The sequence below is a fragment of the Thermophilibacter immobilis genome (genome assembly GCF_015277515.1).
Classification (GTDB): Bacteria; Actinomycetota; Coriobacteriia; order Coriobacteriales; family Atopobiaceae; genus Thermophilibacter; species Thermophilibacter immobilis.
In genome coordinates, this window is record NZ_CP063767.1 from 1,350,386 (window position 1) to 1,375,088 (window position 24,703).

Genomic DNA, 24,703 nt, shown 5'->3' on the forward strand with positions numbered 1-24,703 from the left:
TTTGAGCAAGTATGCTCACATAAGATTACGGGCGGCTCCTCTGGCATCTACCAGACGGAACCACTCGTATATTATAGCACTCATGAGATTCTGACAAGACGAAACAATTGCATGTCTTCGAAAGGCCCCTAGTTCGCGCCGCGCAGCCTACGCCTCACGACGAGCTGCTCAATCCTCTGGGCGAACTCCTCGGCATAGGCCGTGCCCTCCGGGGTCAGGCTCACGCTCGTGGTGTGCGCGCTGCCCGCGTCATGGGAGCGCGTGACGAGGCCGTGCTCGACGAGCGAGGACACTGACATGGACACGGTCGGCTGTAGAAGGCCGAGCGCCTCGACGAGCTGCATAATCGTGAGCGTGTCTCCCGAGGAGGCGTAGATGCCAAGGACCACGAGGTCACCGGCCTTGCAGAAGAGCGAGCCCATGGCGTCGACGTACTTGCGGATGCGGTCGGCCGAGGTGCGCGACAGGGCGCGGCCGGCCGGGATCTGCGCGCGCGTGAGGCCCGAGAGATGCGCCACGCGCGCCCTGCCCTCGTCGGAGATCGAGCAGACCACGTTGCGGCGGTCGACGTCGCCCTCGGTCCGCACGATGAAGCCCAGGTTTGCGAGATGGTTGGTCCGATGCGTCATGGTGGGGCGAAGCGCGCCCTGGTACTCGGCGATGGCAGAGGTCTTGACCGGAGCCCCCGCGACGTCAAGGCGGCAGAGAATCGCGAACTCCTCGAAGGTGAGTCGCTCCTTGGAGTCAACCATCTGCCGAACGATGTTATATGCCCTTCTCACGGACATGAATTCCTTGAGATCCACGGTCCCTGGCCTTTCTTAGAGTCAAACAAACTCCAGTACAACAGCTTAGTTAAGATACTTCTTTATAGCCACGCAGTATACAAGACAACGAACCACTCAACCATTGCTAATGCAAAGGAATTTATAAAAGACGTAGATAATTCCCACATATCACCCTTCGGCATCTATGAGAGCTCCCCCGCCTCCTGGCAAGGCGGGGGAGCTCTCACGGGAAAAGCGCCTGAACGCGCCCTACATGGACTGCGGTGCGGACACCCCAATCATCTCGAGCGTGAGCGCGAGCACGCGACGCGTGGCGTCTGCCGCAGCGAGTCGGGCGTGGGACAGCTCCTGGTCGAGCGGCCGCCCCTTGCCAGGGAGCACCTGGCAGACGGCATAGAACGAGTGGAACTCGCCCGCGAGCTCCTCGGCGTAGTGCGTGAGACGGAAGGGAGCCCGATCGCGCGCGCAGCTCTCGACGAGGGCCCCGAACTCGGAGAGCTCGCGAGCGAGCGCGGCCTCGGCAGGCTCGGTGAGCAGGGAGAGGTCGTAGTCGTCTCCCACCGCGCGGCGAGAGACCTCGTCCATGCCCAGCTCGGCCGCCTCCTCGGCGCTGACGCCCGCGCCGCGGCGCAGGATCGAGCAGATGCGCGCGTGCGCATACTGCACGTAGTAGACGGGGTTCGTGTTGTCCTGCCGCTTCACCCGCTCGATGTCGAAGTCGATCATCTGGTTGGACGACTTGGAGACCAGGGTGTAGCGCGTCGCGTCGGTGCCCACCTCGCGAAGGAGCTCGTCGAAGCCCACCATCGTGCCCTTGCGCTTGGACATCCTGACCGGGTGGCCGTCGCGCAGAAGGTTGACGAGCTGGCCGAGAAGGACCTCGAACTGCGTCGGATAGCCGAGCGCCTCGCAGGCAGACGACACGCGCTGGATGTAGCCGTGGTGGTCTGCCCCCCAGATGTCGATCACGTGGTCGACGCGCTGGAACTTGTCCCAGTGATAGGCTACGTCGGAGGCGAAGTAGGTGTAGTCGCCGTTGGTCTTGATGAGCACGCGGTCCTTGTCGTCGCCGAAGTCCGTCGAGCGAAACCACAGGGCACCCGCCTCGTCGCGATAGAGGTGGCCAAGCTCGTCGAGCCTGGCCAGCGCGCGGTCGACGGCGGAGATGCCGCTCGGGCCCTTCTCGTAGAGGCTGCGCTCGGAGAACCACACGTCGAAGTCGCAGCGCGCGTCGTGGCAGGTGTCGCGGATGGACTCGAGCATCCAATGGTAGGCGCGCTCGCGAAACTCCGCCATGCGCTCGTCCTCCGCGACCGCGAGCCAGCGCCGAGCGTCCGACTCCGCGAAGCGCACCGCGAGGTCCACGATGTAGTCGCCGCCATAGGCGTTGTCGCCCAGGTCCTCGTTGAAGGCGTTCGTGAGGGGATGCGTCTGGGGGCGCTCGTCGGCCTCGTCGGCCACGTAGGCCTCGCGATCGGCGAGAAGGGCCGCGCGCGCCTCGTCCAGGGTGCACGCGCGCTCCCCCATGACCTCAAAGAGCTGCAGGTAGCGCTTGGAGATGGAGTGGCCGAAGACGTCCATCTGGCTTCCGTGGTCGTTGATGTAGTACTCGCGCTCGACGTCGTAGCCGGCATGCTCGAGCACGCGGCACAGGGAGTCCCCCAGGGCCGCCCAGCGCCCGTGGCCGACGTGCAGAGGGCCCACGGGATTGGCCGAGACGAACTCCACCTGGACCTTCTGACCCGCACCCACGTTCGAGCGACCGTAGGAGCGGCCCTGGTCGCGGACGGTGCGGAAGACCTCGTTGGCCGAGGCGGCGGCGAGGTAGAAGTTGATGAAGCCGGGCCCTGCCACCACGACGCGCTCGACGCTCGCGTCGTGGTCCAGGCGTCTCACGATCACGGCCGCGATCTGCGCGGGGGACCGGTGCGCGAGCTTGGCAGAGCGCAGGGCGACGGTCGAGGTCCAGTCCCCGTTTCCGGAGTCCGCAGGTCGCTCGAACCCGAGGTCTCCCACCTCGAACTCAGGCAGCTCTCCTGCGGCCTGGGCCGCCGCCAGGGCGGCTCGGACGAGTTCCTCGATCTTGTCGGGCATGTTCTCTCCCATCGTGGGGCGTGAAGGGGCCGGGCGCAAGGGCGCTGCGCCCGCAGGAAGTGTATCAGAGCGCGCGACGGGCGAGCTAGGCCACGGTCGGGCGACCGGAGCGCGCGCCCTCCTCCTCTGCGAGGTTGCGCAGGAGCTCCGCGAGGCCGCGCTCGAGGCCCACGGGATAGACCTGCGGGTTCAAGAAGCGTGTCACCGCGGGATCGAGGCGCATGAGCGCGTCGGCGCAGCGCTGCCGGGCCGCTTCTATCCCCTCGGGGGGTGCGGTGCGTCGGCCGCCCTCGACGATCTTCTCGAGCAGCCCGCTTGGCTCGCCCGCGAGGTCGTAGGTGCGATAGGGGTCGAGGATGTCGACCATCCGATGGGCCACGCCCTCGTGCGCGACGGTGTCGTCCACGATGAGGTCGCCGGTGGGGCGGCCCAGGGCGTCGTGGTAGCGCAGAACGCGCTGAATCCCGGGGAGCGTGCGCTTGTAGGCCTGCTCGGAGAGCTTGATGACGGGCGTCCAGGGGCCGTCCGCGTCGCGCCGGATGGCCGACAGCTTGTACACGCCTCCCAAGGAGGGTTGCGGGTCGCAGGTCGCGAGCTTGGTGCCGACCCCGAACGAGTCGATGGGCGCCCCCTGGGCGAACAGCGACTGGATCGTGTACTCGTCGAGGTCGTTGGAGACGGCGATCTTGATGTAGGGCAGGCCGGCCTCGTCGAAGGCTAAGCGCGCCTCCTTGGACAGGCGCGCGAGGTCACCCGAGTCGATGCGGATGGCCGCGAGGCGCTCGCCGGCTCGCTCCATCTCCCTGGCCACGACGATGGCGTTTTTTATGCCTTGGTGGACGTCGTAGGTGTCCACGAGCAGGGTGCAGTTCTTGGGGCTCGAGGCAGCGAAGGCGCGGAAGCTCTCGAGCTCCGAGCCAAAGGCCATAACCCAGGAGTGCGCGTGCGTGCCAAAGACCGGGATGCCGTAGATCTTGCCGGCGAGCACGTTGGAGGTGGACGAGGCTCCGGCGACGTAGGAGGCGCGCGCCACGGCGAGGCCCCCGTCGGGGCCCTGGGCGCGGCGCAGCCCGAAGTCGGAGACCGGGTGGCCCTCGGCGGCACGCACGACGCGGGCGCACTTGGTGGCCACGAGCGTCTGGAAGTTAACGAGGTTGAGCAGGGCCGTCTCGACGAGCTGACAGTCGATCACGGGACCCTCGACGCGCACCATGGGCTCACGGGGGAAAACGACCTCCCCCTCGCTCACCGCGTGTATCGTGAGGTCGAGGTGATGGTCGCGCAGGTACTCGAGAAACCCCGGCTTGAACATGGGGCCGCCGCCGGGTGCCTCGAGCTCCGAGAGGTAGGAGATGTCCTCGTCGTCGAAGACGAAGTTCTCCACGAGCTCGGCGACCTGGCCCACGCCGCAGCAGACGGCGTAGCCGCCCTCGAAGGGGTTCTCGCGAAAGAAGGCATTAAAGCAGCCCTGGGCGTCCGCGAGGCCGGACTCCCAGAAGCCCTGCGCCATCGTGAGCTCGTAAAGATCCGTGTTGAGACAGACGTCGGTGGGCTTGGTGCGGTCGGTGAGTGACACGTCGTCCCCCTATCCGAGTTGCGTGGCGAGCAGCCAGATGAGAGCCACCCCCACCATGACGAGAATCACGATCTTTTGCCCAGGGGCCATCTTGAGGTCGTCCTCGTCGGGCTCCATCATCTTGCGGCCCCGCTCGCGTGCCCTGGCGTCATGGGCCTCCTGCTCGCGGGCTGCCTCGTCGGCGTCGCTCTGCGCGCGCAGGCGCTCCAGCTCGGCGCGCTCGGCGGCGGCTCGCGCGGCCTCGTCGCGCTCGGCCTTCTCGGCCCGCAGGCGCTCCAGCTCGGCGCGCTCCGCCTCGCTCAGGCCCTCGTCCTCGGACATACGCCCTCCGTCCCGCTCGTCGACAGTGCCCACAGTTATACCCCTTTGTCGGGCCCGGGGCCCCGGAGCTCGGGCCCGGCCACCCCCGTCGCGTCGAAGCGCGGCACGAAGCTTTCCGAGACCGTGCCCCCCTCCTGCCACCACAGGCGCTCGAAGCCGAGGTCGTCGGCATGGCAGAGCACGATCTCGTACTCTTCCTCGGAGACGCCGTGGGAGAGGGGCCCACCGGCACTGCGGCAGACGTCGTTGGGGGTGTACTGGTTCATGATCGAGAGGTCGACCTGGTTTCCCGCGATCTGCCAGACCCGATCGAGCACGGCGCAGGAGTCCTGGACGTGTCCGGGCAGGACGAGGTGGCGCACGATGACCCCGCGCGTCATGGCCCCGTCGGGGGCGACCGCGCGCCCTCCCCGCTCGCGCACGGAGCCCACCATGGCGGCCAGTGCCTGCGCGGCGACGTCGGGGTAGTCGGGCGCTCCCGAGAGCGCGGATGCCAGGCCAGAGTCGGCGTACTTGAAGTCGGGCAGCCACACGTCCACGACCTCGCCGAGCGCACGCACGACCTCGGCGCGCTCGTAGCCGGACGTGTTGCAGACGACGGGCAGCGTGAGACCGGCCGCGTGGGCGAGCTCCACGGCCCTGCGCACGTGGGGCGCGAAGTGCAGGGGCGTCACGAGGTTCACGTTGAGCGCGCCCTGCCCCTGAAGCTCGAGCATCATCTCGGCGAGGCGCTCCGTGCTCACGGCCGCGCCGAACCCCTCGCTCGAGATCTCGTGGTTCTGGCAGAAGACGCAGCGCAGGGGGCAGCCCGAGAAGAAGATAGCGCCCGAGCCGGCCGCGCCGGATATGGGGGGCTCCTCCCAGAAGTGCAGGGCCGCGCGGGCCACCCTGAGCTGGGCGCTCATCCCGCAGACGCCGGCCGCGCCGCCGAGACGCGCGACATGGCAGCGACGCGGGCAGAGCTCGCAGGATGCGTAGGCCCTCTCGCAGGGCCACGGCGATGCGGGAGCTGTCACGGGCGGCGCCCCCGCCCGTGACGCCGGGACCGCTCGTGGGTCTCCTCGGGGGACCCGTCGGCAGGGCCCTCGACCTCACCCGCGCCGTCCTTGGGATCGCGGCGGTGCAGGAGCACCGGGTCGAACAGGCGCAGGTGCCGGGCGAAGGCCGCGGAGAGGGCCATGAGCACGCAGAAGATGAGAATGCGCGGCCAGGTGGAGACCTTGGTCATGACGACGGCACCCACGCACAGAAGCGCGGTCCAGGCGTAGATGAGCAGCACGGCCTGGCGCTGGTTGTAGCCCTCGGCCATGAGGCGATTGTGGATGTGGCCCAGGTCGGCCTGTCCGACGCTCACATGCGCACGCAGGCGCCGCACGATGGCCGAGAAGGTGTTGATGATGGGCACGGCCGCTATGACGAGCGGGACGATGATGGTGGTCAGGCCCGCGAAGCGCGTGACCGAGAGCAGAGACGCCGTCCCGAGCGCAAAGCCGAGGGTGAGGGCGCCCGAGTCCCCCATGAAGATCGAGGCCGGATAGAAGTTGTGGCGCAGAAAGCCCGCGGACGAGCCCGCGACCGCGATTGAGAGCGCTGCGGCGTCGGGGCGCCCCGCCCACACTGAGAGCACGAACATGGTGAAGCTCGCGATGGCCGAGATACCGGCCGCGAGGCCGTCGAGGCCGTCGATGAGGTTGATGATGTTGACGTAGGACACGAGGTAGACCACGGTGACCGGGTATGCGAGCCACCCCAGCTGTATGATGCCGTGCAGGGAAAAGGGGTCGGCGATGTCACCGATCACGAGCCCCCCCGCCACGGCGATGGTGGCCGCGAGCGTCTGGCCCAGGAGCTTCTGAAGCGGCTTCAGCGAGCGGTAGTCATCCAGAAGGCCCGTGAGGAAGATCACGAGGAAGGCGATTACGAGCAGCCAGTAGTCGATCTGCAGCTTGGGTGAGGGCACGAGCACGACCGGCCAGTCAAGAAACTTCGTGCCCAGGTACTGGACCACGAACGCCGCAACGATGCCGCAGAACAAGGCGATGCCGCCCATGCGCGGGATGGGCGTGCGGTTGATGCGACGGGCGCTGGGGTAGTCGACCGCGTCGACGGCCACGGCGATCCTACGCGCGAGCGGGGTCGCGGCGACGGTCGTGAGAAGCGCGGTCGCGAAGAGGCACAGGTACGGCATCCAGTGTGGCACTGCCTCGTCTCCTCCCCGAACGCGCTGACGCCTTTTGCTCAGCTCATGATAGCGGAAACGACCGCCGCCTTGCCGAGGGACGCGGGTATGTGGAGAGGACCGGGGGCGCTCGCGCGCACGTACCTTTTACTTTCACCGACCACGCCTCGCAAGTCAAGACTGGTTTCTCCGGACGGCTCACCTATAGTAGGTGTTGTCGTCGCCCTGCGGTGCAAACTGGGTGAACCGACAAGCACTACGAGGGAGTCCGACATCTCGTGTTCAGTACGGGTATTCTCCGTTGTTGAGAAAGCCGGAACACACGATGGGGACACCCACCTTTTGAGAGGTGGGTTCATTACCGCACCGCAGGGGACGATTTTTCTGTCGCTTCTCACCTGTCGCGACCCTCTGCCACGATCGGGCACATTCTTGATGGATCTGCGAGAAAAGCACGTCAAAGTGCCACCCTGCATAGCGTTATCCCAGCTGGCGAGGCTCACGGATGCCGAGAAGGAGCCTCTCGTATCAAAAAAGCGCCCCAATCATGCCCGCGCGGCGCCGACGCCACTCGCCGGTGCCGCGCCGCCGATCGCTTCTCGATTGCCGCTTGACAGCCGCCGGGGGCGCTGCCACAATTACCAGCGCGCTACGCGCCTGGGGATGTAGCTCAGCTGGGAGAGCGCTGCCTTCGCAAGGCAGAGGCCGAGGGTTCGAATCCCTTCATCTCCACCAGAGACCGTTTGGCCCGGATGCCTCGGCTGGCACCCGGGCCTTCCTTTTGATGCACAGGGGCCCTAGGCGTACGAGCCGCGCAGCGAGTACCAGCCGTCCTGCTCGGCCGCCACGAGGGGTACGTCGAACAGGTCGCTCATGACCTCGCTCGTGAGCAGGTCGGCCTTGGGGCCGTCGGCGAAGACCTCGCCGTCCTTGACCAGGAGCACGCGAGCGATGGGCGGGATAATGTCCTCGGGGTAGTGCGTCACGAGCACGATCGAGCGGCCCTCGGAGGCGAGCGCCCCCATGGTCTGGCGCACGTGGTACATCCCCTCGGGGTCGAGCCCCGTGCACGGCTCGTCGAAGATGAGCACCCGGGGGTCGCGCACGAGCTCGCGCGCCACGAGCACGCGGCGGACCTGGCCCGTGGAGAGCGTCATGACGTCGCGCCCGGCAAGCCCGACGATGCCCAGGCGGTCGAGGGCCGCGCGGGCGCGCTCGCGGTGCGCGCCTCCCACCTCGGCGTGCAGGGGCACCCCGAGCGTCCCGAACAGGCCTCCCACGACGATGTCCTCCACCGGGAGGTGAACGCGCACCTGATCGTGCATCGTGGAGCTCACGATGCCCAGGGCGCCCTTGATCTCGGAGAGCAGAGGCCGCTCCTGCCCGCGGAAGCGCACGGGGGGCTCCTCGCGCCACAGGGGGAAGACCTCGCGGGTGAGCAGCTGAATGAACGTCGACTTCCCGGCGCCGTTGGGGCCCAAGAGGGCCACGTGCTCCCCCTCGGAGAGCGAGAAGTCGCCGACGTGCAGGATGGTGCGACCGGCGCGCACCACGCTGGCGTCACGAATCCAGAAGAGCGGGGCCGACGCGCGAGCGTCCATGGAACCTCCTTGAGACGAGCCGGCGCGAGCGCGCCGCGGGGTCTACTATAGGCAAATCGAAAAGCCGTGCCGCTCAGAAAGCAGGGACCCACCATGCCAGAGACGCTCTCGCTCGAGGCGTTCGAGGAAGCCTCCGAGAAGGTCAAGGAGGTCACGCAGGAGACCAAGCTCGTGGCGAGCCCGTACTTCTCGGCGCAGTCCGGCAATCGCGTGTGGCTCAAGCCCGAGAACATGCAGCGCACGGGCGCCTACAAGGTCCGCGGGTCCTACTACAAGATCTCCACCCTCTCTGACGAGGAGCTCGGGCGCGGCCTCGTCACGGCGAGCGCGGGCAACCACGCGCAGGGCGTGGCCTACGCTGCCGCACGCGCCGGCGCCTCATCGGTCGTGGTCATGCCCACGACGACCCCGCTCATCAAGGTCGAGCGCACGAAGGCCCTCGGCGCCGAGGTGATCCTCTACGGCGACGTCTACGACGAGGCGTGCGAGCGCGCCCGCGCGCTCGCCGAGGAGCGCGGCTACACGTTCATCCACCCGTTCAACGACCCCGTCGTGGCCTGCGGACAGGGCACGATCGCCATGGAGGTCATCCAGGAGCTGCCGCTCGTCGACACGATCCTGGTGCCCGTGGGCGGGGGCGGCCTGGCCTGCGGCGCCTCCACGTTCGCCAAGCTCTACAACCCCAAGATCAGCGTCATCGGCGTCGAGCCCCAGGGGGCCGCGTGCCTCACGGCCTCGCTCGAGGCGGGACACGTGGTCAAGCTCCCCTCCGCGAGCACCATCGCCGACGGCACGGCGGTACTCGAGCCCGGTGACCTCGTCTTTCCCTACCTGCAGGAGAACCTCGACGACGTCATCACGGTCCCCGACGAGGAGCTCATCGTGGCCTTTCTCGACATGGTCGAGAACCACAAGATGATCGTCGAGAACTCGGGGCTGCTCAGTGTGGCCGCCCTGAGGCACCTCCCCGCCGAGAACAAGCGCGTGGTCTCGATCCTGTCGGGCGGCAACATGGACGTCATCACGATGTCCTCCGTGGTGCAGCACGGCCTCATCCAGCGCGGGCGCATCTTCACGGTCTCGGTGCTGCTCCCCGACCGCCCCGGCATGCTCGTGCGCGTGGCGAGCGTCGTGGCCGAGAAGAACGGCAACGTCATCAAGCTCGAGCACAACCAGTTCGTGAGCACCAACAGAAACGCCGCCGTCGAGCTGCGCGTCACCATCGAGGCCTACGGAGAGGAGCACAGGGCCCAGATCGTGGGCGCGCTCGAGGAGGCGGGCTTCTCCCCCACCCTCGTGCAGACCTCGCTGTAGCGCGCCCGCGCCCGTCCGCCGAGACCAAGCGTAACAAGACCGCCCCCGTGCGGTCACACGGCGGAAACAGGGGGACACGTACATTACCAGGCACTGAGTATCTGCGATGACAGGGCACGTACGAGCCGCACCCGTCCCACAGCAAGCGGGCACACCTGAGAAGCCCGCGGCGGACGGCCCCGAACACCCCCTCGAGCAGCTCGCGAGAACGTCGCCCCCTGCGCCGGGAGACCCCCGAGCGTCTGCGGATGATCAGTACCTCGAGCCGGAAGCCCACCGTCACGGGGCATCGAGCGGGCACGTCCCCCTCCGCAGACTCACGCGTAGCGCATCTGTCTGCCATGAGGGGAAGAAGGACGACGTGCAACTGAGAAGCGATGCCATCAAGCGGGGGCTGGCCCGCGCGCCTCACCGGAGCCTCCTCAAGGCCGACGGCCTCACGGACGAGGAACTCGACCGTCCCTTCGTGGCAGTCATCTCGGCCCAGAACGAGGTCATTCCCGGTCACATCCACCTGCAGTCCATCGCCGACGCCGTCAAGGCGGGCGTGCGCATGGCCGGCGGCACCCCCCTGCAGATCAACACGATCGGCGTCTGCGACGGCATCGCCATGAACCACGAGGGCATGCGCTACTCCCTCACGAGCCGCGAGGTCATCGCGGACTCCGTCGAGTGCGCGATCCAGGGCCACCAGTTCGACGCCATGGTCATCATCCCCAGCTGCGACAAGATCGTCCCCGGCATGCTCATCGCCGCCTGCCGCCTGAACATCCCCACCATGCTCGTCTCGGGCGGCCCCATGCTCGCCGGGCGCGGACGCGACGGCAGCCAGACCGACCTCAACAGCCTCTTCGACGCCGTCGGCGCGGTCACGGCCGGCACCATGAGCGAGAACGAGTGCTCCTGGCTCGAGAACACCGCCTGCCCCACCTGCGGCAGCTGCTCGGGCATGTTCACGGCCAACTCGATCTGCTGCCTCGCCGAGGCGCTCGGACTGGCCCTGCCCGGCAACGGCACGGTGCCCGCCGTCTACTCCGAGCGCATCCGCCTAGCCAAGCACACGGGCATGCAGGTCATGAGGCTCCTCGAGCAGGGCATCACGGCCCGCGAGATCATAAACGAGCACTCCGTGAGAAACGGCATGGCCCTCGACATGGCCTTCGGCGGCTCCACCAACACGATGCTGCACCTCACCGCCATCGCGCACGCCGCCGACTGCCCCGTCACGATGGGGGACTGGGACCGCATGAGCGCTCAGACCCCCAACATCGTGCGCATCGCGCCGGCGGGCCCGCGCCACATCGAGGACCTCAACGCCGTCGGCGGCGTCCCCGCCATCATCGGCGAGCTCGGGCGCACCGGCCACCTGGACCTGGACGCCCTCACCTGCCACGGGACCATGGCCGACTGGGTCAGGGAGTGCCCCGAGGCTGACGGCGAGATCGTGCGGCACGTCGACGACGCCTACTCAGCCGACGGCGGCCTCAAGGTCATGCGCGGCAACCTTGCCCCCGACTACGGCGTCGTCAAGAAGAGCGCCGTGGCCCCGGACATGCGCGTCCACCGCGGGCCCGCGCGCGTCTTCGAGAGCGAGGAGGAGGCCTGCGAGGCCATCTTCGGCGGCAAGATCTGCCCGGGCGACGTGCTCGTGATTCGCTACGAGGGCCCGTCCGGGGGCCCCGGCATGCGCGAGATGCTCACGCCCACCTCGGCCATCTGCGGCATGGGCCTCGACAAGTCCTGCGCCCTCATCACCGACGGGCGCTTCTCGGGCGCCACGAAGGGCCCCGCGATCGGCCACGTCTCTCCCGAGGCCGCGGCCGGCGGGCCCATCGCCCTGGTGCGTGAGGGCGACACCATCAGCATCGACATCAACGCGGGCACGCTGACCCTCGAGGTCGACGACGCCGAGCTCGGGCGCCGCCGCGCGTCGTGGGAGCCACCCGCGCCCAGATACGCCACCGGAGTCCTTTCCCGCTACGCGCGTCTCGTCACGAGCGCAGACAAGGGGGCCTACCTCTCATGATGACCACCGAGGAGAAGATCGCCCTGCGCCAGCGCGCCCTTGGGGGACGCCCGCTCGGCCCGGGTAGCAAGACCGAGCACGAGGGCAAGACCATGACGGGCGCGCAGGCGATTATCGCCTCGCTCGAGGCCGAGGGCGTGGACACGATCTTCGGCTACCCCGGGGGGCAGGCCATCAAGATCTACGACGCCCTGTACGACTCCACCAAGGTCCGCCACGTGCTCGCCCGCCACGAGCAGGGGGCCACGCACATGGCCGACGGCTACGCGCGAGCCACGGGCAGGGTCGGCGTCGTCCTGGTCACGAGCGGCCCCGGCGCCACCAACACCGTGACCGGCATCGCCACGGCCTACATGGACTCCGTCCCCCTCGTCGTCATTACGGGCCAGGTCACGCGCGGCGTCATCGGCACCGACGCGTTCCAGGAGTCCGACATCGTGGGCATCACGATGCCCGTGGTCAAGCACAGCTTCCTCCTGCAGTCCAACGCCGACCTCACGCGGACCTTCCGCGAGGCGTTCTACATCGCCTCGACGGGGCGTCCCGGTCCCGTCCTCATCGACGTCCCGAGCGACCTGTCGGGCTCCGAGATGGTCTTCCACTACCCCGACTCCGTGAGCCTGCCCAGCTACCGCCCCACCTACAAGGGCAACGCGAAGCAGGTCAAGCAGGCCGCTGCCCTCATCCAGGAGGCACAGCGTCCGCTTCTGTACGCGGGAGGCGGCATCGTGGCCAGCCATGCCTGCGCCGAGCTGACCGAGCTCGCCGAGCGCATGGGCATCCCCGTCGTGACCTCGCTCATGGGCAAGGGGGCCATGCGCTGCTCCAACCCGCTCAACCTGGGCCCCGTGGGCATGCACGGCTCCAAGTACGCCAACCGGGCCGTCACGGAGTGCGACCTGCTCATCGCCGTGGGCGCGCGCTTCTCCGACCGCGTGACCGGCAAGGTCTCCGAGTTCGCGCGCCGCGCCAAGATCATCCACGTCGACATCGACCCCGCCGAGATCGGCAAGATCGTCGACCCCGCGGTGCCCATCGTGGGCGACGCGCGCGTGGTTCTCGCCTCGCTCAACGAGCGCCTGGCCAAGGCCGACGCCCATCCCGTGGACGATGCGTGGACCAGGGAGGTCTTCGAGTGGCGCGAGCGCTGGCCGTTCTACACGGACGCCTTCGCGGACTATCCCGACAAGATCGCGCCCGAGGTCGTGCTCTCGGCCCTGTCTGACCGACTCGACCCCGAGGCCTCGATCGTCACCACCGAGGTCGGGCAGCACCAGATGTGGGCCCACCAGAACATCCACCGCGAGCACGCGCGCACGTTCATCTCGTCGGGCGGCCTGGGGACGATGGGCTTCGGGTTTCCCGCAGCCATCGGGGCCAAGGTCGGCTGCCCCGAGGCCGAGGTCGTCTGCGTCGCCGGCGACGGCTCGTTTCAGATGAACGTCCAGGAGATGGCCACCGCCGCCATCAACGACGCCGCCATCAAGGTCATGATCATCGACAACCGCGCCCTCGGCATGGTCCGCCAGTGGCAGAGCCTCTTCTACCACCAGCGCTACTCCTTCACCGAGCTCGCCGACACCCCCGACTTCGTGAAGCTCGCCGACGCCTACGGCTGGCAGGCCGCGCGCATCTCTCGGCCCGACCAGATCGGCCCGGCGCTCGACCAGATGCTCGCCTGCGAGGGACCATACCTGCTCGACGTCGTGATCCCCACCGACCAGACCGTCTACCCCATGGTCGCCCCCGGCGCCCCACTCGATGACATCATCGGAGCCCTGGACGTCACCTTGGGCGGCGTGCGCGTGAGCGAGAAGGGCTTTGGCACGACGGGGCACCCGGGCGCGCCCACGGAGCCTGCGAAGGGAGATGACGAGTGATGAAGCACCTGCTCTCGGTTCTCGTAGAGAACAAGTCCGGCGTCCTGTCGCGCGTCACGGGGCTCATCAGCCGCCGCGGCTTCAACATCTTGTCGCTCACCGTCGCCCCCACCGAGGACGAGACGCTCTCCCGCATGACGATCATCGTCGAGGCCGACGAGGTCGGCTTCGAGCAGATCACCAAGCAGCTCCACAAGCTCGTCAGCGTCTTCAAGATCTCTGACCTCACCGAGCAGGACGCCGTCGAGCGCGAGCTCGTGCTCTTCAAGGTGACCGCCACGCCCGAGCGGCGCCACGAGCTCATCGAGATCGCCAACGTGTTTCGCGCCAAGGTCGTCGACGTGGGAAAGAACACGCTCACCATCGAGGCCACCGGCACCCAGAGCAAGCTCGACGCCATGGAGGGCCTCTTCCGCGGCTACGGCATCCGCCAGCTCACGCGCACCGGCAAGATCGCGATGGCGCGCGGGGGCCACGACTCGTAGGTCCCAGCCCCATCACTCCCTCATGGGAACCACCCGCCTCGGCGGTTCGTTTCAGACTAGTACCTCGACAAAAAGGAGAAGAACATGGCCGTCACGATCTACTACGAGAAGGACTGCGACCCCTCGGTTATCCAGGGCAAGAAGGTCGCCATCATCGGCTACGGCTCGCAGGGCCACGCCCACGCCCTGAACCTCATGGACTCCGGCTGCGACGTCCGCGTGGGCCTGCGCCCGGGCTCCAAGTCCGCCCAGAAGGCCCAGGAGGCCGGCCTCAAGGTCTGCGACATGATGACGGCGGCCAAGGAGGCCAACGTCATCATGATGCTCGTGCCCGATGAGACCCAGCCCGCCGTCTACGAGGAGTTCGTCGCCCCCAACCTGGAGGCCGGCGACACCCTCGCGTTCGCGCACGGCTTCAACATCCACTACGGCTACATCAAGGCCCCCGAGGACGTCAACGTCATCATGTGCGCCCCCAAGGGCCCGGGCCACATCGTGAGGCGCCAGTACACCGAGGGCTCCGGCGTGCCTGACCTCGCCTGCGTCGCACAGGACGCGACCGGCGACGCCTGGGGCATCGCCCTGTCCTACTGCTGGGGCATCGGCGGCGCCCGCTCCGGCGTCATCAAGTCCACATTCAAGGACGAGACCGAGGAGGACCTCTTCGGCGAGCAGGCCGTGCTCTGCGGCGGCCTCGTCGAGCTGGTCAAGGCCGGCTTCGAGACCCTGACCGAGGCGGGCTACCCCGAGGAGCTGGCCTACTTCGAGGTCTATCACGAGATGAAGATGATCGTCGACCTCATGTACGAGAGCGGCATCCACTTCATGAACTACTCGATCTCCAACACGGCCGAGTACGGCGAGTACTACGCCGGTCCCAAGGTCATCAACGACCAGAGCCGCGCTGCCATGAAGGAGATCTTGGGCCGCATCCAGGACGGCTCCTTCGCCGCCGAGTTCGTCGCGGACTGCAACAACGACCACAAGTGGCTCCTCGAGAAGCGCGAGGAAATCAACACCCACCCGATCGAGAAGACCGGCGAGAAGATTCGCTCCATGTTCAGCTGGATCAAGAAGGACTAGGGCTTCTCGACAGGCTCGTCTTTTGCTTGGGGCCCGACCGCAGCTGCGATCGGGCCCCTTTTCCCGGCTGCCGCCCCCTCCAGTATTGGGGCTCTCTTTTGATGCTCCTCTCGCTGAGAAGAGCTCCCAACTGGGAAAACGTGAGCCCTTAGAAGAAAAGGCGTCGCTCTCGGCGGCCCTTGCATAAAAAGCGCCCCAATCCTGACCGGAAGGAGCGGGGGTTGCATGCCGGAAGGGATAGGGGTCATATGCCCAAGAGCACGCGTCACGCAGCCTCGAGCCATGAAAAAGGGGCGGAGCCCCTTTGCTCCGCCCCATGTCTGTGTGGTATTACTTCGGAATCGCCTCTGTTCTCTTTCTCGATGGGAAAGGAGCTCTGTCTTAAACTTTGGGCCCGTTCGGCGCTTCCTTCAAGGGTCCCATCCGATGCAGTATCGGAAAATGTTGGCGAGTGCGCTCGCCCGAATGTTAGAAGACCTCGGTCGCGCTCCCAACGGGCCCAAAAGCTGCTATCTCTTCGCTGTTCACTGGACTCGCCTCCTTGGTCGGTCGCTTCTTGGGTAGCGACGCGTTTGCTTACTCTCTTTGTTCCCCCCTGGGTTCCCTTTAGACGCGAGACGTCCCGTCCCCCACAAGCGGTCGCTTTTCTCCTGCGAGCGGCAAGGGTGACACGCACAGCCGGCCCACAGAGAAGCGCCCCGGGCCGCAGGGGCTCGAGGCGCTCAAAACGCAGGAGAGCGCAGGTTACTCGGCGTCGGCGAGGGCCTTCTTGGCGACGTCGGCGATCTCGGAGAAGGTCTGCTCGTCGGAGTAGGCGATCTCGGCGAGGACCTTGCGATCGAGCTCGACGCCGGCGAGCTTGAGCCCGTGCATGAGCCTGCTGTAGGAGAGCTCGTTCATGCGGGCCGCGGCGTTGATGCGCTGGATCCACAGGGAGCGGAAGTCGCGCTTCTTGTTGCGGCGGTCGCGGTAGGCGTACTGCCCGGAGTGCTGGGACTGCTCCTTCATGCCGCGGAAGGTGCGGGAATGAACTCCGTAATAACCCTTGGTGCGCTCTACGAGCGTCTGACGCTTCTTACGGCCGGCAACGGCGCGCTTGACTCGTGCCATATCTGATCAACTCCTCGTTGAAAAAAATTCTGGGGCGCCTTGTCTAGTTGGAGCCCATGCGCTGAGAGACGTTCTTGGTGTCGGCCGCCGTGAGGGTGGTCTCCTGACGAAACCCGCGGATGCGCTTGGGCGACTTCTTGGACAGGATGTGGCTTTTGAACGCCTTGGCGCGCATGATCTTGCCAGTGCCGGTGCGACGGAAGCGCTTCGCCGTACCCTTGTGCGTCTTCATCTTGGGCATACCTAGTTCTCCTTCTCCATCGTTAGATCCTCGTCCGCGTCGGCGTCCGCCTTCTCGTCGAAGGCGCCCTTGATCGGGACGATGAGCATGTGCATGTTGCGGCCCTCCATGAGCGGCTGCTGCTCGACCGTGGCACAGTCCTTCAGATCCTCGGCGAGCCGGTCCAACACGATGCGCCCCTGCTCCGGGTGGGCCATCTCGCGGCCGCGGAACATGATCGTGATCTTGACGCGGGCACCCTTCTTGAGGAAGCGCAGGACGTGACCCTTCTTGGTCTCGTAGTCCCCCACGTCGATCTTGGGACGAAACTTCATCTCCTTGATCTCGACCTTGACCTGGTTCTTGCGAGCGGCCTTGGCCTTGCGATCCTGCTCGTACTTGAACTTCTTGTAGTCGAGCACCTTGCAGACCGGCGGGTCCGCGTTAGGGGCGATCTCGACAAGATCAAGCCCCTGGTCGTGGGCAATGCGCAGCGCGTCCCGCACTCCGAACAGGCCCATCTGCGACCCGTCGACGCCAATGAGGCGACACGTGCGAGAGGTGATCTCCTCGTTGATACGAGGACCGTCGTTTCTGGCTATCTTCTACACCTTCCTCTCATCGCGGCTCACGCCGCATAAAAAAGCCCCCGGCACCAAGCGGCATCCGGGAGACATACGCACCTGAGGGCGCGAGAAATATCTTGTCTGACCAGACAGCTGCCTGAGGCGCCGTGTAGGTGGGGACCTCTGCGGTCCCGCTTCGTAAGAGCACATTTGTGTATGGTAGCACAAGAGTCGGCCTGGGACAACCACCGTGCGTTGCCTAGGCCGACTCGGAAAAGCTGCGGACTTTCTACATGGGAAGTGCGGTCAGCGCGACGTAGGTGCGCGTCTGGTACTCGCGGTCGAGGTCGAACAGGCCCTTGGGGTCGCTTCCGAAGAGCTTCATGTTGGTGATGTTGTCGCGGGCGTTGGTCTCCTCCTCGCCCTGCTCCTTGACGTACCAGTCGAGCATCTGCATCGTGCGGATGTCCTTCTCGCCCTGGGCGACCTCGTAGCAGTGGTGGATGCTGGCCGTGATGTATTCCTCGTGCTCGAGGCCGGCCTCGAGCGGGGCGAGGTCGTTGTCAAAGGTCAGGTCCGGCTCGGCGATGGCGGCCATCTTGGGGGTGAAGTCGTTGTCGAGCAGGTAGCGACGGAGCGCCAGCGCATGGTCGCGCTCCTCCTGCACCTGGATCATGTACCAGTTGGCGAAGCCCTTGAGGCCGCGGTCCTCGTAGTAGTCGGCAAAGGTGAGGTAGAGATAGGCGGAGTAGAGCTCCTTGTTGATCTGCTCGTTGAGGACGGAGGTTACCTTGTCGGAGAGTGCCATGAGCGTGTTCCCTTCTTCGAACGTCGGACGGCCCCTGCCGCCCCACTGCGTCATGCGCTTCTTATTCTACCCAGCGCACTTGTTGCGTGGCACGACACCTGAAAACGGCCGGGCAAAACCCGGCCGCAGCTCGATCATGGTGCCCGAGGTGAGACTCGAACTCACACGAGGTTTCCCCCAACGGTTTTTGAGACCGTCACGTCTGCCATTCCGTCACTCGGGCTAGCTCCCGCAACGCGCGTAGCGAGCGAGAAGAACTATAGCAGATGTGCGCGCCCGCCCGACGCGCGGCTAGCGCAGGTAGGGATTGTTCGCCAGCTCGTCGGCCATGGTCGTGGAGGGGCCGTGACCGCACAGAAGCGCCGTGGTGGGGTCGATCTTTGCGGCCATGCGCGCGAGCGAGCGCATGATGGCCCGCTCGTCTCCCCCGGTGAGGTCGGTGCGCCCGTGGCTCGAGGGAAACAGGGTGTCCCCGACGAAGGCTATGCCCTTGGCCGAGCCCTCGCCCACGAGCACGATTCCGCCCGGGGTGTGCCCGGGCGTCTCCATGACCGTGAAGGAGGCCGTCCCTACCGTAACGACATCGCCCTCGGCGAGCGTGCGGTCCGGCGCGGGGGCGTTCTCGTCGTAGACGTAGCCTGTCTCGGCCCGCTCGCCGGCGTGGCGGGCGCGCTCGGCGTCGGCCGCCGAGATGAGGTAGGGGGCTCCCGTCGCGCGTTTGAGGGCCGCGACGCCGCCCACGTGGTCCCCGTGGCCGTGCGTGGCCACGATGAGCTCCACGGACACGTCGGAGAGCCTCTCGGCCAGCTGGGCGCCGGAGCCGCCGGGGTCCACGACCATGCAGGAGCCCTCGGAGAGGTAGGCGTAGCAGTTGGTGGCCAGAAGGGTCACCTCGAAGCGGCGCAGCTCGTCGGAGCCGAGTGCGACCTCCTTCTCGCTGATGATGTCCATGCTAGATCCTCCTTTTCATCTGGTTTGCGCCCTCACCGGGCATGATGCGGCGCGCGTCGAAGACCGAGGGCACCCGGCTCACGGTGGCGAGCAGGGCGTCCAGAAGGCTCGCGTCGGAGATCGCTACCAAGAAGCGCAGGCGCGCGACGCCCTGGACGCTCGTCTGGGTCGCGGCCGACAAGATGTTGCCGCCCGCGTCGCCGATGGCGATCGTGATGTCCTTGAGCAGGCCCATGCGGTCCGTGGCCTCGACGACGATCTCCACGCGAAACTCCGTGGCGCCCGAGGTGTCCCACGCCACCTCGATCATCCGCTCGGGGTGCTCCATGAGCGAGCGCACGTTGGGGCAGTTCGCGCGGTGCACCGAGACGCCACGGCCACGGGTGATGAAGCCCACGATCTCGTCGCCGGCCACGGGGTTGCAGCAGTGCGCCAGGTGGACGAGAAGGTCGGGGTCACCCTTGACCACCACGCCGCAGTTGCTCCTGCGCTTCTTGCCGCGCGCCGTGCGCGTGATCGCGTAGGACTGCATGATCGGCTTGCCGGAGCTCATCGCCTCGTCGTGGGCGGCCTGGCGCTCGGCCTCGGCGGCGGCGGCGGCGAGCTGCTCGGAGGAGCCCTCCTCGAGGATTTCCTCGACCTTGTTGGCCACGTGCTTGACCGAGACCTTGCCCGTGTGCAGGGCGGCGAACAGGTCGTCGGTCGCGTGGTAGTCGAGTGCCCCCACGACGCGCGCGAGCGCCTTGATCGTGCGCTTGGTGGAGATGCCGTAGCCGCGCCGGCGCAGCTCGTGGGCGAGCTCGGTGCGACCCTGCTCGGCGTCGTCGGTCTTGGTCTGCGTCGAGAAGTACTTGCGAATCTTGGCTCGCGTCGAGGGCATGACCACCAGGCTCATCCAGTCGCGCGAGGGCTTAGCGTTCTTGTTGGTGAGGATCTCGACGCGGTCTCCCATGTTGAGCCGGTACGACAGCGGCACCACCGAGCCGTTGACCTTGGCACCCACGCAGTGGTTGCCCACCTCGGTGTGCACGGCGTAGGCGAAGTCGAGCGGCGTGGAGTCGCGCCTCAGGCTCATCACCTCTCCCCTGGGGGTGAAGACGAAGATCTCGTGCTCGAAGAGGTCCACGCGCAGGCTGTCGAGAAACTCGTGAGGGTCGTCGATGTCGTCCTCGGTCGCCCAGTCGAGGCTCCTCCTGATCCAGGTGATGGTGGAGTCGATCGCGCGGTCGTCGGCGCTCATCTTGCCCCGCGAGTTGCCGGCCTTCTTGTAGAGCCAGTGCGCGGCGATGCCGTACTCGGACGCCTCGTGCATCTCGGAGGTGCGGATCTGGATCTCTATGGGCCGGCCGTCGGGTCCCACGACCGTGGTGTGCAGGGACTGATAGAGGTTGGCCTTGGGCGTGGCGATATAGTCCTTGAAGCGGCCCGGCATGGGGTGCCACAGCGAGTGGACGGCCCCCAGGACCGAGTAGCAGTCCCCCACCGACTGCGTGATGACGCGCAGGGCGATGAGGTCGTAGATGTCGGAGAACTCGCGTCCCTTGCGGGTCATCTTCTGGTAGATGCTCCACAGGTGCTTGGGGCGGCCCGTGATCTGGTAGTCCGTGAGTCCCACGCTCTTGAGCTCGTCGTCCAGGGTCTTTATCGCGCGGTCGATGTCGTCCTCGCGTTGGGCGCGCGAGTCCTGGACCATGCGGGCAACGCGCTGGTACTCCTTGGGCTCGAGCCAGAAGAAGGCCAGGTCCTCGAGCTCCCACTTGACCGAGGAGATGCCCAGGCGGTCGGCCAGGGGCGCGTAGACGTCCATGGTCTCGCGCGCCTTGAACAGGCGCCGGTCGGGCGGGAGCGCCGCCAGGGTGCGCATGTTGTGAAGACGGTCAGCAAGCTTGATGATGACGACCCGGATGTCCTGGCTCATGGCGAGAAACATCTTGCGCAGGTTCCAGGCCTGCTTCTCGTCCATCGAGGTGACCTCGATCGAGGTGAGCTTGGTCACGCCGTCCACCAGCTCGCAGACCGTCTGGCCGAACAGCCCCGCGATCTGGTCGAGGGTGGCGGGAGTGTCCTCGACGGTGTCGTGCAGGAGCGCGGCGCAGATCGTGTCCTCATCCATGCGCAGGTCATGTGCCAGGATGAGTGCCACCTCGACGGGGTGGTTGATGTAGGGTTCGCCGGAGCGGCGACGCTGGTCGCGGTGATAGTCCGCCGCGAAGCGATAGGCGCGCTCGACCTTCTCGCAGCCCTCCTCGTCGAGGTAGGCGGCACAGGCGGCCTCGAGCAGGCGGAAGTTGGCGGCATCGGGGGGCGCCTTCTTGGAGGTGACGGGGCCCTGCTGCAACGGGGAAGCCCCACGCTCGGGGACCTTCTCGTTTCTGGCGTCGGTGTCCATGGGCTCCTCCTCTTCTAGACGATGGTACCGAAGTCGGGCATGATGGGCCGGTTGACGCGGGCGATGAGCTCGTCGGCCGGGGCTGTGAGCGCCCACTCGCTGAAGCGCGCGAAGGCGTCGAGCGCGTGCTCCCCCTCGACGTAGCGCGCCGAGCGCGCGAGCTCCACGTGGGCCGGAGGCGACGCCACGAGGACGCGGCGGGAGTCCCCCCAGCCCGCGATCGAGCAGAGCCCGAGCTCGGAGAAGATCGACACGCCGCTGGCCACCTCGCGCGCGGCGAGCGGCGAGGACAGGTCGAGGTCGCGCGCGGCCTGGGCGATGCCCTCGTCGTCGAGAGCGATCTCGAAGCCGCCGGCCCCGAGAAAGGACAGGGCGCGCCACAGGGACACGAGGGCCGCGCGGTCGGGCGACGACGAGGAGAGGATGCGCTCGTTCATGCGCACGTCACGGGAGCCAAAGAGCGCGTGCACCGTGGCCGGCTCGCCGTCGCGGCCGGCCCGTCCGCTCATCTGGTTGAACTCCACCTGGCCGAAGGGCAGGCTGTAGAGGGCGACGTGGCGGATGTCGGGGAGGTTGACCCCCTCGCCGAAGGCGCTCGTGGAGACGATGCAGGTGAGCTCGTCTGCGCGAAAGGCCCGCTCCACGCGGTCGCGCGCCGAGCGAGAAAGACCGGCGTGGTAGAAGGCCGTGCGCCCGGCGAGCTCCGGCAGGCGATGGCGCAGCATCCGCGCAAGCGAGACCGCCTGGTCGCGCGAGCTCACGTACACGACGCTCTTCTCGCCGCGCGCCACGATGCTCGCCAGGGCGGTCTCGCGGTCGCGCAGGTCGCGGCAGTCGTCGAGGACAAGGTTGGCACGGACGGCGGGGTCGCACAGGACGTCGTCGGGCTCGATGGCGAGCAGCCGGCAGATCTCGCGGGACGCCTCAGGGCTGGCCGTGGCCGTGGCCGCGAGGCAGACGGGCTCGCCGAGCTGGGCGCGCACGTCCGGCAGGTCGAGGTAGGCGGAACGCTCCCCCGCCGACGCGCGCCCGGCGTGATGGGCCTCGTCCACGACGAGAAACCCCACCCGCCGGCAGGCCGCGAAGCTCTCCCGATGCAGGGAGAGAAACTCGGGCGTGGTAAGGACGACGTCAGCCGCGCCTGCGCCGAGCGCAGAGAAGACGCGGGCGCGCTCGGAGGGCGAGCTCTCGCCGGTCAGAACCTCGACCGAGACGCCCAGCGAGGCGAGCTCGGAGGTCAGGTGGAAGGCCTGGTCGGCAACGAGGGCGCGCAGGGGGTAGACGAAGACGCTCGCGCGGGCGCGGCAGATGGCCTCGCGGGCGGCGTGGAGGTGGAACACGAGCGACTTGCCGCGCCCCGTGGCCATGACGGCCAGACACGACCGACCGACCGCGAGCCGCTCGAGGGCCGCGGCCTGGGTCGGCAGAAGGGGGCTCTCCCCGATCATCCGGCGGCGCAGCGCGTCGCCCACGCCGTCGGCGCCCAGAGACGCGAGGCGCGCGCGCTCAGATGCGGCGGGCGCGGGAGCCTGCTCGACAGCGGGCGCGGCGTCTGCGAGGGCGTCGAGCTCGTCGGCGATCGTGCGAACGTCCGGGCCCTCGTGGGTGCGGTAGATGATGTCCTTGACCATGAGCTTGGGCTTGGTGCGCCCCTGCCAGGTCTCGTTGACGGCCTCGAAGACGAGGTCGACGACGCCCTCCCAGGACAGGGCCCGAGCGGGGTCGGGGGCGCGAAACATGATCGCCGACACCGAGCCCACGCCGTCGGACGCCACGAAGCGCAGGTGCGCGCCATCCGTCCCCACGCGCGCCCGGTTCTTCATCGTCACGCCGCGGGCCGCGAGCAGGGGCTTCTTGTTGCCCTGGCCGAAGGGCTGCAGGACCTCAAGTCCGTCCAGGGCCTCGACCGTGAGCTCCGAGAGCCGCACGAGGGCCGTGACCTCGCCGACGTCGACGAACTGCTCTGCGGGCAGCTCGTCGAGGGCCTCCCCGAGCCGCGCGCGGAACTCGTCGAGGCGCGCGGCCTCGCAGGTCACTCCCACCGCTCCCGCGTGCCCGCCAAAGCGCACGAGCACGTCGGAGCACTGCTCGACGGCGTGGAAGAGGTCGACCGCGCCCACCGAGCGCCCCGAGCCGCGGGCGATGCCGTCCGTGATGGTGAAGACGATCACGGGGACGTGGTAACGGTTCACGAGGCGCGAGGCCACGATCCCCTTGACGCCCTCGTGCCAGCCCTCGCCGCCCACGACGACCACCCGGCCACCGCGATAGGTCCGCTCGGTCTCGCCGAGCGCGGCCTCGGTGAGCGCGGCCTCGGTCTGGCGGCGCGCGGCGTTGGTGGCGTCGAGAGCCCCGGCCAACCTCGTGGCCTCGGCTGCGTCGTCGGTGAGCAGGAGGTCGAAGGCCACCTCGGTCGTGCCCATACGCCCCGCGGCGTTGAGGCGCGGGATGAGCGAGAACGGCAGCTCGTCGGCCGTCACCTGGGAGAGGTCGAGGCTGCTCGCGGCGGCGAGCGCGACGAGGCCGGGACGGGTGGAGGTGCGCATGCGGGCGACCCCCTCGGCCACGAGCGCGCGGTTCTCGCCCTGGAGCAGCATCATGTCGGAGAGGGTCCCGAGCGTGGCCACGTCCACGTAGTCGTGCCAGAGGTCGCCCTGGTCGCGGCGGCGGCCCAGCTCGCAGACGAGCTTCAGGGCCACGCCGGCGCCCGCGAGCTCGCGCGAGGGGCAGTCCTCGTCGAGCTTGGGGTCAGCCACGGCGACGCCGACGGGCACGAGGTCGGCCGGCTCGTGGTGGTCGGTCACCACCACGTCGACGCCCTGGCCCCGGAGCCACGCAACCTCGTGGGCGGCCGCGATGCCGTTGTCCACGGTCACGACCAGGTCGGGGCCCGAGGCCGCAAGCACGCGCTCGAGCGCCTTCTGGGACAGGCCGTAGCCCTCCGTAAAGCGGTCAGGGATGAAGGGGTGCACCTGCGCGCCCATCCGGCGCAGGGCGAGCGTGAGCAGGCAGGTGGCGCTCATGCCGTCGACGTCGAAGTCACCAAAGACGGCGATCGTCTCGTGGCGCGCGAGGGCGAGCTCGAGGCGCTCGACCGCCTCGCCCATGCCGGGGATGCACAGGGGGTCGGCCCAGTCGCGCGCGAGCGAGGGCGTGAGAAACGCGCGCGCCTCGTCTGCGTCCGCGAGGCCGCGCGCGACCAGCACGCGAGCCGCGAGGCGCGACACGCCGAGCTCCGCTGCCAGGCGGCGCTCGGCGGCCTCGTCCGCGGCGAGCACCGACCACCGACGGCTGTCGGCGAGCCCCGCCATG

General features: G+C 67.7%; 19 protein-coding genes and 2 tRNA genes. 6 read left to right on the plus strand and 15 right to left on the minus strand.

The window, feature by feature from the left end:
- Positions 1-128: 128 nt before the first annotated feature.
- The 6 genes from INP52_RS06050 to INP52_RS06075 all read right to left on the minus strand — a co-directional run bounded on the left by INP52_RS06050 (position 129) and on the right by INP52_RS06075 (position 6,967).
- A complete protein-coding gene (locus INP52_RS06050; RefSeq protein WP_228478429.1) occupies positions 129-788 on the minus strand; it encodes a MarR family transcriptional regulator in 660 nt (219 codons plus the stop codon).
- A gap of 249 nt (positions 789-1,037) precedes the next feature.
- Positions 1,038-2,882: an arginine--tRNA ligase gene (gene argS, locus INP52_RS06055; RefSeq protein WP_194369995.1), complete on the minus strand. Its 1,845-nt coding sequence runs from the start codon at positions 2,880-2,882 to the stop codon at positions 1,038-1,040.
- Positions 2,883-2,967: 85 nt separating this feature from the next.
- On the minus strand, positions 2,968-4,458 hold the full coding sequence (locus INP52_RS06060) for a nicotinate phosphoribosyltransferase (RefSeq protein ID WP_194369997.1): 1,491 nt from the start codon (positions 4,456-4,458) through the stop codon (positions 2,968-2,970).
- A gap of 9 nt (positions 4,459-4,467) precedes the next feature.
- On the minus strand, positions 4,468-4,779 hold the full coding sequence (locus INP52_RS06065) for a hypothetical protein (RefSeq protein WP_194370000.1): 312 nt from the start codon (positions 4,777-4,779) through the stop codon (positions 4,468-4,470).
- 35 nt (positions 4,780-4,814) lie between these two features.
- On the minus strand, positions 4,815-5,795 hold the full coding sequence (locus INP52_RS06070; RefSeq protein ID WP_228478274.1) for a radical SAM protein: 981 nt from the start codon (positions 5,793-5,795) through the stop codon (positions 4,815-4,817).
- The gene (locus INP52_RS06075; RefSeq protein ID WP_194372889.1) at positions 5,792-6,967 is read right to left on the minus strand and encodes a glycosyltransferase family 4 protein; all 1,176 of its coding nucleotides are present in this window, start codon (positions 6,965-6,967) and stop codon (positions 5,792-5,794) included. The genes INP52_RS06070 and INP52_RS06075 overlap by 4 nt, the downstream gene beginning before the upstream one ends.
- 650 nt (positions 6,968-7,617) lie before the next feature.
- Here INP52_RS06075 and INP52_RS06080 point away from each other — a divergent pair.
- Positions 7,618-7,693 (plus strand) — tRNA-Ala (locus INP52_RS06080).
- Between the two features lie 62 nt (positions 7,694-7,755).
- Here the strand turns inward: INP52_RS06080 and INP52_RS06085 are convergent.
- The gene (locus INP52_RS06085; RefSeq protein WP_194370002.1) at positions 7,756-8,559 is read right to left on the minus strand and encodes an ABC transporter ATP-binding protein; all 804 of its coding nucleotides are present in this window, start codon (positions 8,557-8,559) and stop codon (positions 7,756-7,758) included.
- Positions 8,560-8,652: 93 nt separating this feature from the next.
- On the opposite strand from INP52_RS06085, the gene ilvA reads away from it, so the two are divergent.
- The 5 genes from ilvA (at position 8,653) to ilvC (ending at position 15,347) form a co-directional block, all read left to right on the plus strand.
- The gene (ilvA, locus tag INP52_RS06090) at positions 8,653-9,873 is read left to right on the plus strand and encodes a threonine ammonia-lyase (protein ID WP_194370003.1); all 1,221 of its coding nucleotides are present in this window, start codon (positions 8,653-8,655) and stop codon (positions 9,871-9,873) included.
- 361 nt (positions 9,874-10,234) lie between these two features.
- On the plus strand, positions 10,235-11,899 hold the full coding sequence (ilvD, locus tag INP52_RS06095; protein WP_228478276.1) for a dihydroxy-acid dehydratase: 1,665 nt from the start codon (positions 10,235-10,237) through the stop codon (positions 11,897-11,899).
- On the plus strand, positions 11,896-13,779 hold the full coding sequence (ilvB, locus tag INP52_RS06100; RefSeq protein ID WP_194370007.1) for a biosynthetic-type acetolactate synthase large subunit: 1,884 nt from the start codon (positions 11,896-11,898) through the stop codon (positions 13,777-13,779). Before ilvD ends, ilvB begins: the two co-directional genes overlap by 4 nt.
- Complete coding sequence (gene ilvN / locus INP52_RS06105) at positions 13,779-14,264, plus strand: acetolactate synthase small subunit (protein WP_194370009.1); 486 nt, start codon at positions 13,779-13,781, stop codon at positions 14,262-14,264. The genes ilvB and ilvN overlap by 1 nt, the downstream gene beginning before the upstream one ends.
- An 84-nt stretch (positions 14,265-14,348) precedes the next feature.
- Positions 14,349-15,347, plus strand: a complete 999-nt coding sequence (gene ilvC, locus INP52_RS06110) for a ketol-acid reductoisomerase (protein ID WP_194370011.1) — start codon at positions 14,349-14,351, stop codon at positions 15,345-15,347.
- A 744-nt stretch (positions 15,348-16,091) separates the two neighbouring features.
- Here the strand turns inward: ilvC and rplT are convergent.
- The 8 genes from rplT to recJ form a co-directional block, all read right to left on the minus strand.
- Positions 16,092-16,457, minus strand: a complete 366-nt coding sequence (gene rplT, locus INP52_RS06115; RefSeq protein ID WP_194370013.1) for a 50S ribosomal protein L20 — start codon at positions 16,455-16,457, stop codon at positions 16,092-16,094.
- A gap of 43 nt (positions 16,458-16,500) precedes the next feature.
- A complete protein-coding gene (gene rpmI, locus INP52_RS06120; RefSeq protein ID WP_194370015.1) occupies positions 16,501-16,698 on the minus strand; it encodes a 50S ribosomal protein L35 in 198 nt (65 codons plus the stop codon).
- Between the two features lie 2 nt (positions 16,699-16,700).
- Positions 16,701-17,279, minus strand: a complete 579-nt coding sequence (gene infC, locus INP52_RS06125; RefSeq protein ID WP_194372891.1) for a translation initiation factor IF-3 — start codon at positions 17,277-17,279, stop codon at positions 16,701-16,703.
- 253 nt (positions 17,280-17,532) lie between these two features.
- Entirely contained in the window at positions 17,533-18,051 is a 519-nt protein-coding gene (locus INP52_RS06130; protein WP_194370017.1) for a ferritin, read from the minus strand.
- A gap of 137 nt (positions 18,052-18,188) precedes the next feature.
- Positions 18,189-18,274 (minus strand) — tRNA-Leu (locus tag INP52_RS06135).
- Positions 18,275-18,342: 68 nt separating this feature from the next.
- Positions 18,343-19,002 carry an MBL fold metallo-hydrolase gene (locus INP52_RS06140; protein WP_194370019.1) on the minus strand — a complete coding sequence of 220 codons (660 nt, stop codon included), beginning with the start codon at positions 19,000-19,002 and terminating at the stop codon, positions 18,343-18,345.
- A gap of 1 nt (position 19,003) precedes the next feature.
- Entirely contained in the window at positions 19,004-21,391 is a 2,388-nt protein-coding gene (locus tag INP52_RS06145; protein ID WP_194370021.1) for a RelA/SpoT family protein, read from the minus strand.
- A gap of 14 nt (positions 21,392-21,405) precedes the next feature.
- On the minus strand, positions 21,406-24,702 hold the full coding sequence (gene recJ, locus INP52_RS06150; RefSeq protein ID WP_194370022.1) for a single-stranded-DNA-specific exonuclease RecJ: 3,297 nt from the start codon (positions 24,700-24,702) through the stop codon (positions 21,406-21,408).
- Position 24,703: the final 1 nt, after the last annotated feature.

What these genes read in the sequence shown, in the direction of transcription:
- INP52_RS06050 (WP_228478429.1), bottom strand. Translation starts at nt 788, where the DNA reads ATGTCCGTGAGAAGGGCATATAACATCGTTCGGCAGATGGTTGACTCC.
- argS (WP_194369995.1), bottom strand. Translation starts at nt 2,882, where the DNA reads ATGCCCGACAAGATCGAGGAACTCGTCCGAGCCGCCCTGGCGGCGGCC.
- INP52_RS06065 (WP_194370000.1), bottom strand. Translation starts at nt 4,779, where the DNA reads ATGTCCGAGGACGAGGGCCTGAGCGAGGCGGAGCGCGCCGAGCTGGAG.
- INP52_RS06075 (WP_194372889.1), bottom strand. Translation starts at nt 6,967, where the DNA reads ATGCCGTACCTGTGCCTCTTCGCGACCGCGCTTCTCACGACCGTCGCC.
- INP52_RS06085 (WP_194370002.1), bottom strand. Translation starts at nt 8,559, where the DNA reads ATGGACGCTCGCGCGTCGGCCCCGCTCTTCTGGATTCGTGACGCCAGC.
- ilvA (WP_194370003.1), top strand. Translation starts at nt 8,653, where the DNA reads ATGCCAGAGACGCTCTCGCTCGAGGCGTTCGAGGAAGCCTCCGAGAAG.
- ilvB (WP_194370007.1), top strand. Translation starts at nt 11,896, where the DNA reads ATGATGACCACCGAGGAGAAGATCGCCCTGCGCCAGCGCGCCCTTGGG.
- ilvN (WP_194370009.1), top strand. Translation starts at nt 13,779, where the DNA reads ATGAAGCACCTGCTCTCGGTTCTCGTAGAGAACAAGTCCGGCGTCCTG.
- ilvC (WP_194370011.1), top strand. Translation starts at nt 14,349, where the DNA reads ATGGCCGTCACGATCTACTACGAGAAGGACTGCGACCCCTCGGTTATC.
- rplT (WP_194370013.1), bottom strand. Translation starts at nt 16,457, where the DNA reads ATGGCACGAGTCAAGCGCGCCGTTGCCGGCCGTAAGAAGCGTCAGACG.
- rpmI (WP_194370015.1), bottom strand. Translation starts at nt 16,698, where the DNA reads ATGCCCAAGATGAAGACGCACAAGGGTACGGCGAAGCGCTTCCGTCGC.
- INP52_RS06130 (WP_194370017.1), bottom strand. Translation starts at nt 18,051, where the DNA reads ATGGCACTCTCCGACAAGGTAACCTCCGTCCTCAACGAGCAGATCAAC.
- INP52_RS06140 (WP_194370019.1), bottom strand. Translation starts at nt 19,002, where the DNA reads ATGGACATCATCAGCGAGAAGGAGGTCGCACTCGGCTCCGACGAGCTG.
- INP52_RS06145 (WP_194370021.1), bottom strand. Translation starts at nt 21,391, where the DNA reads ATGGACACCGACGCCAGAAACGAGAAGGTCCCCGAGCGTGGGGCTTCC.
- recJ (WP_194370022.1), bottom strand. Translation starts at nt 24,702, where the DNA reads ATGGCGGGGCTCGCCGACAGCCGTCGGTGGTCGGTGCTCGCCGCGGAC.